General features: G+C 70.2%; 12 protein-coding genes. 7 read left to right on the top strand and 5 right to left on the bottom strand.

Features of this window, described 5'->3' with window-relative positions:
• Nucleotides 1-101: 101 nt before the first annotated feature.
• The 7 genes from AB0N68_RS05860 (at nucleotide 102) to AB0N68_RS05830 (ending at nucleotide 7,349) form a co-directional block, all read left to right on the top strand.
• Nucleotides 102-3,074, top strand: a complete 2,973-nt coding sequence (locus AB0N68_RS05860; RefSeq protein ID WP_187662836.1) for a Na+/H+ antiporter subunit A — start codon at nucleotides 102-104, stop codon at nucleotides 3,072-3,074.
• Nucleotides 3,074-3,664 (top strand): Na(+)/H(+) antiporter subunit C, encoded by a 591-nt coding sequence (locus tag AB0N68_RS05855; protein WP_232089137.1) that lies wholly within the window; start codon nucleotides 3,074-3,076, stop codon nucleotides 3,662-3,664. The genes AB0N68_RS05860 and AB0N68_RS05855 overlap by 1 nt, the downstream gene beginning before the upstream one ends.
• On the top strand, nucleotides 3,661-5,214 hold the full coding sequence (locus AB0N68_RS05850; RefSeq protein ID WP_259954137.1) for a Na+/H+ antiporter subunit D: 1,554 nt from the start codon (nucleotides 3,661-3,663) through the stop codon (nucleotides 5,212-5,214). The genes AB0N68_RS05855 and AB0N68_RS05850 overlap by 4 nt, the downstream gene beginning before the upstream one ends.
• Nucleotides 5,211-5,804 (top strand): Na+/H+ antiporter subunit E, encoded by a 594-nt coding sequence (locus tag AB0N68_RS05845; protein ID WP_292797088.1) that lies wholly within the window; start codon nucleotides 5,211-5,213, stop codon nucleotides 5,802-5,804. The genes AB0N68_RS05850 and AB0N68_RS05845 overlap by 4 nt, the downstream gene beginning before the upstream one ends.
• Nucleotides 5,801-6,070, top strand: a complete 270-nt coding sequence (locus AB0N68_RS05840) for an MrpF/PhaF family protein (RefSeq protein ID WP_187662839.1) — start codon at nucleotides 5,801-5,803, stop codon at nucleotides 6,068-6,070. The genes AB0N68_RS05845 and AB0N68_RS05840 overlap by 4 nt, the downstream gene beginning before the upstream one ends.
• The gene (gene mnhG, locus AB0N68_RS05835; protein WP_071328007.1) at nucleotides 6,067-6,456 is read left to right on the top strand and encodes a monovalent cation/H(+) antiporter subunit G; all 390 of its coding nucleotides are present in this window, start codon (nucleotides 6,067-6,069) and stop codon (nucleotides 6,454-6,456) included. Before AB0N68_RS05840 ends, mnhG begins: the two co-directional genes overlap by 4 nt.
• Before the next feature lie 398 nt (nucleotides 6,457-6,854).
• Nucleotides 6,855-7,349: a hypothetical protein gene (locus AB0N68_RS05830; RefSeq protein ID WP_280565849.1), complete on the top strand. Its 495-nt coding sequence runs from the start codon at nucleotides 6,855-6,857 to the stop codon at nucleotides 7,347-7,349.
• A 330-nt stretch (nucleotides 7,350-7,679) separates the two neighbouring features.
• On the opposite strand, the gene AB0N68_RS05825 is transcribed toward AB0N68_RS05830, so the two are convergent.
• The 5 genes from AB0N68_RS05825 to AB0N68_RS05805 form a co-directional block, all read right to left on the bottom strand.
• On the bottom strand, nucleotides 7,680-8,441 hold the full coding sequence (locus AB0N68_RS05825; RefSeq protein WP_259954130.1) for an alpha/beta fold hydrolase: 762 nt from the start codon (nucleotides 8,439-8,441) through the stop codon (nucleotides 7,680-7,682).
• 35 nt (nucleotides 8,442-8,476) lie between these two features.
• Nucleotides 8,477-11,116: a penicillin acylase family protein gene (locus tag AB0N68_RS05820; RefSeq protein WP_396654791.1), complete on the bottom strand. Its 2,640-nt coding sequence runs from the start codon at nucleotides 11,114-11,116 to the stop codon at nucleotides 8,477-8,479.
• A 136-nt stretch (nucleotides 11,117-11,252) separates the two neighbouring features.
• Nucleotides 11,253-13,088 carry a YhgE/Pip family protein gene (locus AB0N68_RS05815; protein ID WP_187662843.1) on the bottom strand — a complete coding sequence of 612 codons (1,836 nt, stop codon included), beginning with the start codon at nucleotides 13,086-13,088 and terminating at the stop codon, nucleotides 11,253-11,255.
• A complete protein-coding gene (locus tag AB0N68_RS05810; RefSeq protein WP_280565854.1) occupies nucleotides 13,085-13,882 on the bottom strand; it encodes a hypothetical protein in 798 nt (265 codons plus the stop codon). Before AB0N68_RS05810 ends, AB0N68_RS05815 begins: the two co-directional genes overlap by 4 nt.
• The gene (locus tag AB0N68_RS05805) at nucleotides 13,879-14,505 is read right to left on the bottom strand and encodes a TetR/AcrR family transcriptional regulator (protein WP_187662845.1); all 627 of its coding nucleotides are present in this window, start codon (nucleotides 14,503-14,505) and stop codon (nucleotides 13,879-13,881) included. Before AB0N68_RS05805 ends, AB0N68_RS05810 begins: the two co-directional genes overlap by 4 nt.
• Nucleotides 14,506-14,628: the final 123 nt, after the last annotated feature.

The following is a 14,628-nucleotide window of genomic DNA, read 5'->3' as shown; positions in this document are numbered from 1 at the left end:
ATCTCGAAGCTCGCGGAGCCGACAGGCGCCTCGGCCCGGTAAACTGGACGGACACCGCCCGCCTGAGCCGTACGGCCGACGAGCCCCGAGGAGCCGCGTATATGCTGATGCTCCTCGCAGTGTTCCTTCTCGGGTCGCTCTTGATGCCCGTTCTGGTGCGCTGGTTGGGAGCTCAGGCTTTCGCCGTCGCCGCCCTCGTCCCGGCCGCCGCGTTCGTGCATGCCCTCGTGCTCACGCCGCAGGTGCTCGACGGCCCGGTCCCGTTCGTCTCGGTGCCGTGGATCCCGCAGCTCGGGCTGAACCTGTCCATGAACATGGACGTCCTCGGGTGGGTGCTCACGCTCATCGTCACCGGCGTCGGCGCGCTCGTGCTGCTCTACTGCCGCTGGTACTTCCACGACGAGGCGGCCGGCATCGGGCAGTTCGCGGGCGTGCTCCTCGCCTTCGCCGGCGCGATGTACGGTCTCGTCCTCACCGACGACCTCGTGATGCTCGTGATGTTCTGGGAGGCCACGAGCATCCTCTCCTACCTCCTCATCGGCCACTACCGACGCCGCGCCGCCAGCCGACGTGCCGCGCTCCAGGCGCTCCTGGTGACCACGCTCGGCGGACTCGTCATGTTCGTCGGCGTCGTGCTCCTCGTCGTCGACGCGGGGACATCGAGCATCCGGGAGATCCTCGCGATCGCGCCGACCGGTCCGATCGTCGATGCGGCGATCGTCATGCTCCTGATCGGCGCCATCAGCAAATCGGCGCTCTTCCCCTTCCACTTCTGGCTCCCGGGCGCCATGGCGGCCCCGACGCCGGTCAGCGCCTACCTGCACGCCGCGGCCATGGTGAAGGCCGGCATCTACCTCATCGCCCGCTTCGCACCCATCTTCGCGTTCAGCCCGACGTGGCGGCCGATCGTGCTCACACTCGGCATCCTCACGATGCTCCTCGGGGGCATCCAGGCGCTGCGGGAGACCGACCTCAAGCGTGTGCTCGCGTTCGGCACGGTGAGCCAGCTCGGTTTCTTCGCGGTCGTCGTCGGCTACGGCACGCAGGCGGCCGCCCTCGCCGGCATCGCGCTGGTGATCGGGCACGCGCTGTTCAAGTCGGCGCTGTTCCTCATCGTCGGCGTCATCGACCGCCAGCTCTCCACCCGTGACGTGACCGAACTCTCCGGCGTCGGCCGGCAGGCGCCGGTCATGGCCACGGCCGCGTTCATCGCCGTGGCCTCGATGGCCGGGGTGGCTCCCACCATCGGATTCGTGGCGAAGGAGTCGACGCTCACGGCGCTGCTGGATGATGCGCTGGGCGGCTCCGTGTGGGGCCTGGTCGCCCTGATCGGCGTCGCGCTCGGATCCATGCTCACCGCGGCATATGGTGTCCGCTTCCTCTGGGGCGCGTTCTGGACCAAGCGCGACGCCGACGGACAGCGGCAGCCCGACACGGTCTGGCCCGATCCGCCGGTCGGCTTCCTCTCGGCACCGATCATCCTCGCCGGGGTGACGCTCGCCGCGGGCATCGGCGCCCCCGCGCTCGACGTCGCCCTGCAGCCCTATGCGCTGACCGCCACCCCCGGACTCGACCACGAGGGCGCGGCCGTCGAGGGTCCGGGACACCTCGCGCTCTGGCACGGCCTCGAACCCGCTCTCGGCATCTCGATCCTGTCGATCCTGCTCGGCATCGGCCTCTTCCTCCTCACCCGCCGGACCGGGTGGGACCGTCGCCCGCGACTGCTGCCGTTCACGGCCGCCGACGCCTACTACGTGGTGATGCGCGGCATCGACCGGCTCTCGGTGCTGAGCACCACGCTCACCCAGCGGGGTTCGCTGCCCGTCTACGTGGGGACGATCTTCGTCGTCTTCGTCGCCGCCGAGGTCACCGCGCTGGTGGCGAGCGACATCGACCGCTATCAGCTCTCGCTCTGGCACACGCCGGCTCAGCTCGCCGTGGCCCCGATCATGGCCGTCGCCGGCGTCGTGGCCGTGCGTGCCCGCAAGCGCTACACCGGCGTCGTGCTCGCCTCCGTCACGGGCCTGGGCATGGTCGTCCTCTTCGCGACCAGCGGAGCACCGGACCTCGCGCTCACCCAGATCCTCGTCGAGACGGTGACGATGGTGACCTTCGCCCTGGTGCTGCGCCGCCTTCCTGCGCGGATGGGCGAGCACAACGCCTCCGTCAGCCGCATCCCGCGCGCCCTGCTCGGGATCGGCGTCGGCCTGACCATGGCGTTCGTCGCCGTCGTCGCGACCCAGTCCCGCGTGGCCGACCCCATCTCGGCGATCTTCCCGGAGATCGCGTACGAGATCGGCCACGGCAAGAACGTCGTGAACGTGGCGCTGGTCGACCTCCGCGGTTGGGACACGATGGGCGAGCTGTCCGTGCTCGTGCTCGCCGCGACCGGTGTCGCCTCTCTCGTGTTCGTGACCCACCGCGCCGACCTGCTCGCCGCCACGAAGACCCTGCCCCGCTCGGTGCGGAAGTCGGCACGGAGCCGGCCGCTCGTGGAGACCACGGACGGCGTGCGCTTCCAGACCGCGGAGAACCGCTCGGCACCGCGCGCCTGGCTCGTCGGCGGCCAGAAGATGAAGCCGGAGAACCGGTCGATCCTGCTCGAGGTGATCGTCCGGATCCTGTTCCACACGATCATCGTGGTGTCGATCTTCCTGCTCTTCGCCGGGCACAACCTCCCCGGCGGCGGCTTCGCGGGCGGGCTCGTCGCGGGCATGGCCCTCGTGATGCGCTACATCGCGGGAGGCCGCTGGGAGCTGGGTGCCGCCGCGCCGACCGATGCCGGAAGACTCCTCGGCGCGGGCCTCATCCTCGCCGTGGGCACCGCCGTCGTGCCGCTGTTCTTCGGCATGGCGCCGCTCACCAGCACCTTCTGGGAGTGGGAGATCCCCGGTATCGGACACATGGAGTTCGTCACCTCGACCATCTTCGACATCGGCGTCTACCTCGTCGTGATCGGACTCGTCCTCGACGTGCTCCGCAGCCTCGGCGCCGAGGTCGACCGGCAGGCGGCGCTCCGCCCCGGTGAGAGCACCGCCGTCGACTTCTCCTCGAGGACCGGGGGGAACGGCTGATGGACGTCTCGCTCGCCCTCATCGCGATCATGGCCGTGCTCTTCGCCTGCGGCGTCTACGCGATGCTGGAGCGCAGCCTCACCCGCGTCCTCATCGGCTTCCTCCTGCTCGGGAACGCCACGAACCTGCTCCTGCTCATCGTCATGGGCGTACCGGGGAACGCACCGTTCTTCGGCACGGAGGGCGACCTGAGCGACCCGCTGCCCCAGGCGCTGACGCTCACCGCGATCGTCATCACGTTCGCCGTCTCGGCCTTCCTGCTGGCGCTCATCTACCGCTCCTGGCAGCTCGGTCAGGCGGACACGGTCGAGGACGACGAGGCCGACATCGCGCTGCGGGAGCGCACCGACGAAGACGAAGACCTCATGGACGACGAGTCCGAGACGGACGACGACGACGCCACGACCGACTTCGTGGGCGTGCAGACCGCGCCCATCACCGTCCTGCACATGCGCGACAACCCGGCGATCCACGATGACGCGCCGTACGACGCGCCGTACGTGCCCGAGCCGGAGCCGGAACCCGACGGCGCGGACGAGGCCGACGCGGACCGGGACGACGACACGACAGACGGGGAGGGCAGGCCATGACCACGCTCGTCCCCCTCCTCGTCGCCCTGCCGCTCCTCGGTGCCGCGATCACCCTCGTCTTCGGTCGCAACGCGCGCCTGCAGGTGTTCGTCACGGTCGCCACGCTCGCGGTCGTGTCCGTCATCGCGGCCGTGCTGCTCGTCGTCGTCGACGCAGGCTCCCCGCTCGCGGTCTCCGTGGGCGGGTGGCCGGTGCCCTTCGGCATCGTCCTCTACGTCGACCGCCTCGCCGCCCTGCTGGTGCTCGTCTCCAGCATCGTGCTGCTCGCGGTCCTCCTCTTCTCCATCGGCCAGGGTGTGGCCGACGGGGCGGACGAGACCCCGATCTCGATCTTCAACCCCTCGTACCTGATCCTCGCCGCCGGCATCTTCAACGCCTTCATCGCCGGCGACCTGTTCAACCTGTACGTCGGGTTCGAGATCCTCCTGGTCGCCTCGTACGTGCTCATCACCCTGGGGGGCACCGAGTCCCGCATCCGCACCGGGGCGGTCTACATCGTCGTCTCGCTCGTGTCGTCGATCCTGTTCCTCGCGTCGATCGCGATGATCTACGGTGCCCTCGGCACGGTGAACATGGCCCAGATCGCCGAGCGCATGTCGGAGCTCCCACAGGACACGCAGCTCGTCCTGCACCTCATGCTCGTGGTCGCCTTCGGGATCAAGGCCGCGATCTTCCCCGTGTCGTTCTGGCTGCCCGACTCCTACCCGACGGCCCCCGCGCCGGTCACCGCCGTGTTCGCCGGCCTGCTGACCAAGGTCGGCGTGTACGCGCTGATCCGGACCGAGACGCAGCTGTTCGCCTCGAACAGCATCGACACCCTGCTGCTCATCATCGCGCTGGCGACCATGGTCGTCGGTGTCCTCGGCGCCGTCGCGCAGGCCGAGCTCAAGCGGATCCTGTCGTTCACGCTCGTCAGCCACGTCGGCTACATGATCTTCGGTCTGGCGATCGCGACCCCGGCAGCCATCGGCGCGACCGTGTACTACATCGTCCACCACATCGTCGTGCAGACCACCCTGTTCCTCGCGGTGGGACTCATCGAACGTCGGGCGGGCAGCACGTCGATCCTGCGGGTCAAGGGCCTGCTGAAGATCGCCCCCGTCATCGCGCTGCTGTACTTCATCCCCGCCATCAACCTGGGCGGTCTACCCCCGTTCTCCGGGTTCATCGGCAAGTTCGCCCTGTTCGAGGCCGCGGCCTCCGTGGGCACGCCGCTGATGATCGTGCTCATCTTCGGCGGCATCATCACCTCGCTGCTCACCCTGTATGCGCTCATGCGCGCCTGGAACCTCGCCTTCTGGCGCGAGGAGGAGGACTCGACCGAGACCGAGGGCCGCATCTCCTACCTCACCGGAGCCCCCGCCGCGGATGAGCAGCAGGAGCGCCGGCACATCCCGAGGATCATGACCATGGCCACCGCCGGCATGGTCACCGTCACACTGGCCCTGACGATCTTCGCCGGACCGCTGTACGCTCTGTGCGACCGTATCGGGGCGGGCCTGCTGCAGCCGGTCAACCTCGTACAGCTGGAAGACGAGGTGGAGGGATGAGGCCCGAGACCAAGCGCGTCTGGCGGGACATCGGCATGCAGCTGCCGTTCCTCGCCTGGCTGATCGTGCTGTGGATGCTGCTGTGGGCCCAGTTCACGGTGCTGTCCTTCCTCACGGGACTCGTGGTGGCGATCTTCGTGACGCGGGTGTTCCGCCTCCCCACGGTCGAGCTCTCGGGGCGCGTCAACCTCTGGTACGGGGCCCTGTTCGTCGTGCAGTTCCTGTTCGCGATCCTCCGCGGCGCGCTCTCCGTGACGGCGCAGGTGTTCGACTTCCGCCGCCAGCCGGGTACCGCCATCGTCGCGGTACCCCTCCGCTACGCCGACGACCTCGTCATGACCCACGTCGCCGTCGTGTCGTCGCTCATCCCGGGCTCCCTCGTCGTCGAGGCCGACCGCGACCGCGGGATCCTCTATCTGCACGTGATCGGCGTGCGCAGCAAGGAGGACGTCGAGACGCAGCGGCAGGGCGTCCTCGGCTGGGAGAAGCGCATCGTCCGGGCGCTCGGCAACCCGACCCAGTACCGTGCGCTCAAGGCCGACGAGCGCGCCGGCCGCATCGACCCCGCGACGATCGGCGGTGCCCGATGAACACCCTGCTCCTCATCATCCTCGCCGTGTTCGCCGTGGCTGCGATCCTCGCCGTGATCCGCATCGTCCGCGGCCCCTCGATCCTCGACCGCGCCGTCGCTGCCGACGTGCTGCTGACCGAGGTCATGTGCGTGCTCGGCGCCGAGATGGCCATCAACGGCCACACCCGCAACATCCCCGTGCTCCTCATCATCGCGGCGGTCGGCGTGTTCGGGTCGATCGCGGTCGCCCGGTTCGTCGCGAGAAGGGACAACACGACACCATGAACGTGTTCGGTCTGATGATCCCGGATGCCGTCGTCGATGTGGCGGTGCTCGTCCTCATCCTGCTCGGGGCGATCCTCTGCCTCTCCGCCTCCGTGGGGCTCCTGCACTTCCGCGATGTGCCGACGCGACTGCACGCCGCAACGAAGCCCCAGGTGCTCGGGCTGCTGCTGATCTGCGTCGCGATCGCTCTGTCGCAGCGGTCGATCGGCGGCGTGCTGTTCGGTCTCGTGCTCGTGGCGCCCGTGGTACTCATGCAGTTCGCGACCGCCCCCCTGTCCGCGCACATGGTCGGTCGCCAGGCCTACCGCAACGGCACCATCGAGCAGCGGGGGCTCGTCGTCGACGAGCTCGCCGAGTCGAAGCAGACCCCTCCCGCCGCCGGCTGACCGCCTCGCCGCCGACGTAGCCGGTTCCGCCCGTTGTCGGTTCACAACTCAGGAGATCCGCGGCGTCATCGGGCCGCGCGTGCGCTCAGGTCGGATGGGGGACGGATTCTCCTGAATTGTGAACGCCGTGCGCGGCCCCCACTTCTCCTCCACCGCCTCGCGATCCGGAGCGGCCACTCCACATCCGGCCTCATTCCCCGTCCCGCCGTGTCGCGCCGGGCATCCTCCGGGATGTGATCGCCCACTCCGGACCCCAGCGCGCAACAGAGGTCTTCGACTCCACGGTCTTCACTCGAGCGAATCTTCGCTCCGCCGGGCTGAGGGGGCGCGAGCTGACCGCCCTGGTGCGGAGCGGGCGGCTTCTGCGACTGCGCCGGGACCGATACGCCCGCCCGGATGTGGATCCTGTCGTCGCGGAGGCCGTGCGCATCGGAGGTCGCGTCACCTGCGTCTCCCTTCTTCAGCTGCTCGGGGTGTTCGTGCTCGCGGCCCACGGTGTGCACGTGCAGGTCGAGCCCCATCGCTCGCGGTTGGGGCGTCGAGACGCGGAGGCTCACAGGGTGCACTGGGCAGAGGACGGCGCAGCGAGTGCGCTGCACGTCACGTCCCTGGATGCGGCCGTACGGCATGCCGTCCGATGCCAGTCGCCTCGGGCGTCGGTGGCCACCCTGGACAGCCTCCTTCATCAGCGCCTCATCACGATGGACGAACTGCGCGCGATCTTCGCTCGGCTGCCGCCGCGGTTCGGCGCGGTGCTCGCCCTGGCCGACGCGTCATCCGAGTCGGGGCCGGAGACCTTCGTGCGGCTCCTCCTCCGGTCGCTCGGTGCCTCATTCGAGACACAGGTCCACATCCCCGGCGTGGGTCGAGTCGACGTCGTCGTCGATGGATGACTGATCGTCGAGTGCGACAGCCGCGCCTTTCACGAGGGATGGGCGAAGCAGCAGCGGGATCGTGCGCGGGACATGGCGGCCGCTCGTCTCGGCTATGTCACGATCCGGCCGCTCGCCGCTGACATCCTCTCCGACCCCGCAGGCACGCGAGAGGCGCTGCGGGAGGTTATCGCGGCGCTCGGGCCCCGGCTCGTCGGCGCGCGCCGTTCACAACTCAGGAGAAAGGGCAGCCGCAGCCTGCCTCGGCCGCCGAACCGCCCCAACGCGCCGCGATCTCCTGAGTTATGAACGGTCGACGGACCCGAGGGGCGCGGGCAGCGATTCGAAGGGTCAGGTGCGGGCGGCGAAGGCCTCGATCAGGCGGGCGGCGGGCTCCGAGTCGCTGATGAGGGTGCCGTGGCCGTGGTCGGGGATGACGGCGAGCTCCGCGCCGGGGATCGCGTCGAGGATGACCTGGCACCAGCTCATCGGCGCCAGCGGGTCGTCTTCCCCGCGCAGCACCAGCACCGGGCGCTGGATGCGCACGAAGGCCTTCTCGGGCTTGTGCACGATGGTCGCGCGCATCTTGCGGATCAGATGCGGGCCGCCGCGAAGGTACTCCCGGGCACCGCGCCAGATGACGAGCGGTCGTTCGCCCACGAGGTCCTGCAGCAGGTATCGCGCCTGGGCGCCCACGTTCCGGGCGGCCTTGTCGACGGTCGGACCCGCCAGCACGACTCCGGCGACGAGGGTGGGATGCCGGGCGGCGAGCTCCGCGGCGATCTGACTCCCCATCGAGTGCCCGATCACCACCACCGGGTCCGCGTCGACGTGCCGGAGGTAGGCGGCCACCAGGTCGGCGTGCCGCTGCATGGTCAGGGTGCGTGTGGGCTCAGGCGCCTCGCCGAAGCCGGGGAGGTCGAGCGCGATCACCCGCCCCTGCAGTCGCTGGGTGAGGTCGAGGTAGACGCTGCGCCCCATGCCGATGCCGTGCAGCAGGAGGTAGGTGGGCGGTCCGTCGCCGAAGGTCTCGGCGATCAGGGTCGCTCCTCCGTGCTCGAACTCCAGGAGGGTGGCCGGCGTCCCCTTCGGGGCGAGGTAGCTGGTGGGCACCTGTCCACGCTAGCCGAGCACCCTCCACGCTCCTCTCAGCCGGCGGGCGTGAGCGTCAGGGTGTCGACCGCTGCCGCCTTGACGGCCTTCGGTGTGAACGCCCACGACCGCTGCACCCCCGTCGACCAGTCCGTGGTCTGATCGACGTAGTGCTCGTGGAAGGCGTGCCCTGAGGCTCCGGTGAGGTGGATCCACGTCGAGTCGTCGAAGTCGGCGAGATCGACGACCATCCGCATGGAGGGCACGGTGGTTGTGGCGTACGAGACGCCGAGCTGCCACCCGGTCGCATCTACCACGGAGGCGCCGCCGCCGACCGGATACGGACCACGGTTGAAGAGGGCCTCGATCGGGCCGATGCCTGACGAGCCGAACGTGTCGCTCGTGAGGGTGAGGGCATGCAGATCGCCCCAGTTCCACCGCGCGACGTCCGTGCCCTGAAGCGCGGACAGCTCGTCGTACGCCTCTTCGGCCGACAATGCGAGCATCTCGTCCCGGCCCTCGACATCGAGCTGGGGGTTGCTCCACAGCGGGTCCGCCGGGTTCTCCAGCATCGCTCCGACGACGGTGAACAGCCGGCCCTGACCGTCGATCGGCAGCGGCTGCTCGCGCTCGGCGAAGATGTTCTGCACGAGGTTCGACCAGAGCACGTTCGCGTACGCGGCGCCCGCCGACGAGGCGCTGTTCTGCGCGTCCCAGCCGCGGAGCAGCTCGACGGCCTGCTGCGGACCCGCTCCCTCGACCTCGATGTCCTTCATCGCGGCGACGAGCTGCGTGCCGATCCACATCTCGCCGTCCATCTGGATGTCCCGCATGTCGTCGGCCGTCAGGGGCCCGGCCGCGGCCCGGCGCTCGATGAGGTGGGCGATGCGGGCGGCGCGGTATCCCTGGTCCCAGTCTCGGGAGAGGAAGTGCTCGTAGTCGTCGGTCACGATGGCGTTGTTGGCCGTGACGATGTATCCGGAGCTGGGGTTGTACGACACCGGCAGCTCCTCGAACGGGATGTACCCGGTCCAGTCGTAGCTGCTGTCCCACCCGGGCTGCGGCATCCAGCCGTCGCCGGCACCGCGGATCGGGAGCCGGCCGGGGGTCTGGTAGCCGATGTTGCCGTCGACGTCGGCGTAGATGAGGTTCTGCGCCGGGACGTCGAACAGGGAGGCCGCGCGGCGGAAGTCCTCGAAGTCCTGGGCGGTCGACAGCGCGAAGATCGCCGTCGCGGTGGTGCCGGGGTCGAGCGCAGTCCACCGCAGGCTCACCGCGTACTCGGCGGCATCCGAGCCGGGAGCGGCCGGAACGGCGCCCTCCGCGGTGAGCCCTGGCGTCGGGTCGTCCGCGATGCCGGTGAAGTCATCCGTGAGGCCGGAGATGATCGGTCCGTGCACGGTGGAGCGGATGGTGAGCTCGATGTCGTCCCCGCCGGCGACCTCGATGGTCTCCGTGCTCTCCTCCAGCGGCACGAGCTCGCCGTCGCGCCAGTAGGAGTCGCCCTCGATGCGCTCGACGTACAGGTCGGTGACGTCGGTGGTGAGGTTCGTGAAGCCCCACGCCACGCGCTGGTTGTGTCCGATGACGATGCCCGGAAGCCCCGAGAAGGAGAACCCGCCGACGTCGAACGGGCAGTCCTCGTCCACCGTCGAGCACTTCAGCTGCACCTGGTACCAGACCGACGGGAGCGAGGCGCCGAGGTGCGGGTCGTTGGCCAGCAGCGGCATCCCGGATGCGGTGAGGTCGCCGGAGACGACCCAGGAGTTGGAGCCGATCCCCTCGCCGACGTCGCCGACGAGCACGCTCGCCGCCTCGATGACGGACGAGGTCTCCTCCCACTCCACGGTCGTGAGCGCCTGCTGTGCCTCGCCGTCGCCCTCGGGCACGGTGAAGGCGGCGGGCTCGGCGCCGGTCTCCAGCGGCGGGACCGTGGAGATGGTGGGCACGATCACGGGGTTCCGGTCGAACGGGTAGTCCGGATAGAGCGTGCCGAGCAGAGCCTCCACATCGACCTCCGGGTCCTCGGCGAGCTGCCCCGCGAGGAGTGCCCGCTCGGTCTCGTCCTCGACGTTGGTGCGGAGATCCCAGGCCATCGCCTTCAGCCACGCCACCGAGTCCGCGGGTTCCCACGGCTCCGGCTCGTAGTCGGGGTTCTGCAGCCCGAGGACCGCGTACTCGAGGGAGAGCTCCGCGCCCGAGCGGGAGGACAGGTAGGCGTTGACGCCGTCCGCGTAGGCCTCGTAGTAGCCGCGGGTGACGTCGTCCATCGCCTCGACCTCGGCCTCGGCGGTCGTGCGCCAGCCCAGCGTGCGCAGGAACGCGTCGGTGCCGGCCTGGGAGGCGCCGAACAGCTCGGCGACTCGGCCGGAGGTGACGTGACGGCGGAAGTCCATCTCGAAGAACCGGTCCTGCGCGTGCACGAAGCCTTCGGCGAAGAAGAGGTCGTCCGAGGAGTCGGCGGTGATCGTGGGCACCCCGCTGGCGTCGCGCTGCACGGTGACCTCCGCTTTCAGCCCCTCGAGCGTCGTCGAGCCGGAGGTCTGCGGGAAGGAGCGCTGGATCGTCCAGGTCACGAAGAACGCGCCCGCGACGGCCACCACCACGAGGGCGGCGACCACGAGGAACGCGATGCGTCCGATGCGAGCGCCGAGGGAGGGGCGCGGGGAAACGGCGGACGCCGTCGAATCGGTCATCATCGTCGAGAACTCTTTCGGGTAGCCAGGTGAGACTCAGTCCCACCGAGCCCCAGTGCGCGTTTCACGGGTACGCGCTCTCGCATCATAGCCGCCCCGCGCTCGCCGCGGGATGGTCCGCGGCGAGCGGGGGGGGTCAGCCGATGAGGCTGGGCTGCAGATCGCGCAGCGTGCGGCGGTGCGTCATGCGGGTGACACCGATCATCGCCAGCAGCAGGGCCCCGACGAGCCAGGCGCCCAGCACAGCCAGGTCCCAGCCAGCTCTCGCGTAGTCCCCGCCGTACATGAGCTGGCGCATGGCATCGACGACGTAGCCGAGGGGCAGCACGTGGTGCAGCGCGGCGAGGGGAGCGGGCAGTGTCTGCCAGGGGAACGTCCCGCCCGCTGTGACGAGCTGGAGCACCATGAGCACGAGGCCGAGGAACTGCCCCACGGACCCGAGCCAGACGTTGAGGGCGAGGATGATCGCGGCGAACGTGGCCGAGGCGAACATCATCACCCCGAGCGTGCCGAGCGGATGATCGAACGTGAAGCCGAGCGTGAGTGCCAGGATCCCCATGAGCCCGAGCATCTGCACCGCGCCGAGCATCGCCGGCGTCAGCCAGCCCGCGAGCGTGATCCGGATCGGGGAGTGCAGCGCCGTGACGGCCCGGCGGGAGATCGGCTTCACGATGAGGAACAGCGCGTAGATGCCGATCCACGCGGAGAGGGCGGCGAAGAACGGGGCGAGGCCGGCGCCGTAGTCCTCCGCGGAGGCGACCTTGTCGCTGGAGACCTTCACCGGGTCCGCGATCGTGTCGGCCTGCAGGGAGCGCAGGTCGGGGGTGGAGGCGGGGATCGCCTGCACACCGTCGGCGAGCCCGTCCCGCAGCTCCGCGGTCCCGGAGGACAGTGTCTTCAGGCCATCGCGGAGCTGGGCCGCGCCCGAGTTCGCCGCGGCTGCGCCCGTCGCGAGGGTGCCGGCGCCGCCGGCGAGCTCGCTCGCCCCCGATGCCAGTGAGGCGGAACCGGCGGCGAGCTGGTCGACCTTGCCGACGGCGTCCTGCACCTGCGCGTTGCCCTCCTCGATCCGGGTTCCGAGCGGATCCAGGCGGGCGAGCACCTCGTCGATCTCCTCGGGCGCGAGTCCCTGCTCCGTCAGGAGGTCGGCGATGTCCGAGCGCACCTGCGGCAGCGCGTCCGTCGCCTCCTGCACCGCGGCTCCGGCCCGGTCGGCGACGTCGGCGAGCTGGCGGTTGCCCGCGCTCACCTGCTGCGCGCCGTCGGCGAGCGTCCGGGCCCCGGAGGCGAGCTGCGCGGAGCCGTCGGCGAGCTTCGCCGTCCCGTCGGCGAGCGTCGTACTCCCGGAGGCGGCGCTGCGCGCGCCGTCGACGAGCTGCGTGGCGCCGTCGGTCGCGGAGACCAGGTTGTCGCGCACGTCGCTGAGGCCGGTCAGCAGTCGCTCCGCGGCCTCGCTGCCGACCATCTCGGCGACGGAGCTGCGGATCTTCTCGACTGCCTGCGATCCCATCGACGACGCGAGGTAGTTGTTCGCGTCGTTGGTCTCCAGCTCGATCCTGGCCTGGTGCGGGTCGTCGCCCGCCGCGGAGGTGAGGGCGGTGGAGAAGTCGGCCGGGATCGTCACGGTGAAGTCGACCGCGCCGTGGCGCAGGGCGTCGGCGGCTTCGTCCTCGGTCATGCGCTGCCAGTCGAACGCGTTCCCCTCGATCAGGTTCTCCGCCACGTCCTCCCCGTAGTTGACCGTCTCGTCGCTCGCCGGTTCGGTGCCGGTCGTGGGGGCGGGAGCACCCTCGTCGTCGACCACCAGGGCCACGGGGACCTCGGAGAACTTCGCGTACGGATCCTGGTTCGCCCAGAGGTAGAGGCCGCCGTAGAGGATCGGCACGCAGATGAGGGCCACGAGGGCGAGGATGCCCATCCGGCTCGCGGTCAGGCGGCGGAGTTCGGCGGCGATCATGGCGGGGACCTTCATCGCGCTTCTCCTTCCTCGTCGGACGGGGCGTCGTCCTCGGACGGTACTTCGTCCTCGGACGGTACTTCGTCTTCGGTCAGCGGTTCGTCTTCGGTCAGCGGTTCGTCGTCGGTCACGGCCTCGTCGTCGGTCACGGCCTCGTCGTCGGGACGCTCGAGGACCAGCGGCTCGACGGGACCGGACGCGTTGATCGCGTCGAACTCGTGCATGCGCTCGAGGGCGACGGCGGCGGAACCGCCGACGATCACGAGCATCGCGTACCCGCGGTCCGCGAACTCGGCCGCGATGCGCCACCATCCGTCCGGGCTGCCGCCGTGGCGATCCGGGGCGACGAGGACGATGCCCTCGACGCCCTCGCGGAGCACGGCGAGCTCGCACAGGATGCGCACGCGGGCGGCCGGGTCGACCGAGCCGATGGGGACGGAGGCGAGCTCCTGGTATCCCACCCGGCCGAGCCAGCGTCGGGCGTGGAGCGGGGTCGCACCGCGCCCGGCGAACATCAGCTCCTCACCGACCACCCCGGCGAGGGTGATGTCCGGATGCGGGTCGCTGACGTCCGGCGCGTCCACGAGCGCGACCCGGCGACGCAGTTCCTTCGGGCTCGCCGCCGCATCGATGGTGACGCGGCCCGTGTCCGGGCGCATCCGCCCGCTCGCGATGAGGCCGAGCACGGTCGGCCGCTGCTCGGTCTCCGCGAGCGCGTAGCGGACCGCGCCCGAGTGGAACTCGAGGCTCATGGAGGGAAGAGCCTGTCCGGCGCGACCCTTGCTGACATCGTGCAGTGTGATCCTCATGCGCGGACCTCCTGGTCGTCGGCGGTGATGTCCGGGTGAGAGGAGAGCAGCTCGTCCGCCTCGCGCCAGGAGAGTCCCGCGATGCTGAGCACGGCCCGGACGGCGACGTCTCCGGCGCCACTGCTCTGCGCGTCGGTGCGGGAGACGACCGTGCGCGCCATCTCCTCGATCAGTCGGGCGAGCGTGGGGGCGGCGAGATCCGTGCGGAAGCTGCCGTCCTCCTGTCCCCTCCGCACGAGGGCGGCGACGCTCCGGCGCAACGGCGCGAGGGCAGCGGCGGTGTGCTCGACGTGCGCCTCGTCGAGGGCGAGCGCGGCGGCGACCTGGATGTGCGCCGCCTCCTCCCAGAGCCGGGCGGCCAGTCGGGCGAGGGCGAGGCGGGCGTCGGGGTCGTCGATGGAGGCGGCGATGGCATTGAAGCGCTGGGCGCCGGTGGAGACGAGTTCGCGGATCAGGGTGTCCCGATCCTCGAAGTGTCCGTAGAGGGTGCGGCGCGACAGGCCGGCGGTCCGGGCGATCGCGTCGAGGGAGGCGTGCGGGTCGGAGGCAAGGGCGCTGCGAGCCGCGGACAGGATGCCGGCGCGGTTCTCTGCAGCGTCGCGACGGAGGGCGCGAGTGGTCATCCCTCCATGGTAATAACATGCACAGCACTGTGCAAGATAACTCAGCAACCTCGCAGCGTACCGACCGCGAGGCAGGGCGCCGAGGCTCCTCCGGGGAAGGTCGTGTTATGTTACGCGTCGCGC

The sequence above is a fragment of the Microbacterium meiriae genome (assembly GCF_040685015.1).
Classification (GTDB): domain Bacteria; phylum Actinomycetota; class Actinomycetes; order Actinomycetales; family Microbacteriaceae; genus Microbacterium; species Microbacterium meiriae.
Note: the sequence above shows the minus strand (reverse complement) of the source record. Positions and strands in the feature narration are given on the sequence as shown.

Excerpts from the sequence above, each read along its gene's own strand:
- AB0N68_RS05860 (WP_187662836.1), top strand. The coding sequence starts at position 102 with ATGCTGATGCTCCTCGCAGTGTTCCTTCTCGGGTCGCTCTTGATGCCC.
- AB0N68_RS05855 (WP_232089137.1), top strand. The coding sequence starts at position 3,074 with ATGGACGTCTCGCTCGCCCTCATCGCGATCATGGCCGTGCTCTTCGCC.
- AB0N68_RS05850 (WP_259954137.1), top strand. The coding sequence starts at position 3,661 with ATGACCACGCTCGTCCCCCTCCTCGTCGCCCTGCCGCTCCTCGGTGCC.
- AB0N68_RS05845 (WP_292797088.1), top strand. The coding sequence starts at position 5,211 with ATGAGGCCCGAGACCAAGCGCGTCTGGCGGGACATCGGCATGCAGCTG.
- AB0N68_RS05840 (WP_187662839.1), top strand. The coding sequence starts at position 5,801 with ATGAACACCCTGCTCCTCATCATCCTCGCCGTGTTCGCCGTGGCTGCG.
- mnhG (WP_071328007.1), top strand. The coding sequence starts at position 6,067 with ATGAACGTGTTCGGTCTGATGATCCCGGATGCCGTCGTCGATGTGGCG.
- AB0N68_RS05820 (WP_396654791.1), bottom strand. The coding sequence starts at position 11,116 with ATGACCGATTCGACGGCGTCCGCCGTTTCCCCGCGCCCCTCCCTCGGC.
- AB0N68_RS05815 (WP_187662843.1), bottom strand. The coding sequence starts at position 13,088 with ATGAAGGTCCCCGCCATGATCGCCGCCGAACTCCGCCGCCTGACCGCG.
- AB0N68_RS05810 (WP_280565854.1), bottom strand. The coding sequence starts at position 13,882 with ATGAGGATCACACTGCACGATGTCAGCAAGGGTCGCGCCGGACAGGCT.
- AB0N68_RS05805 (WP_187662845.1), bottom strand. The coding sequence starts at position 14,505 with ATGACCACTCGCGCCCTCCGTCGCGACGCTGCAGAGAACCGCGCCGGC.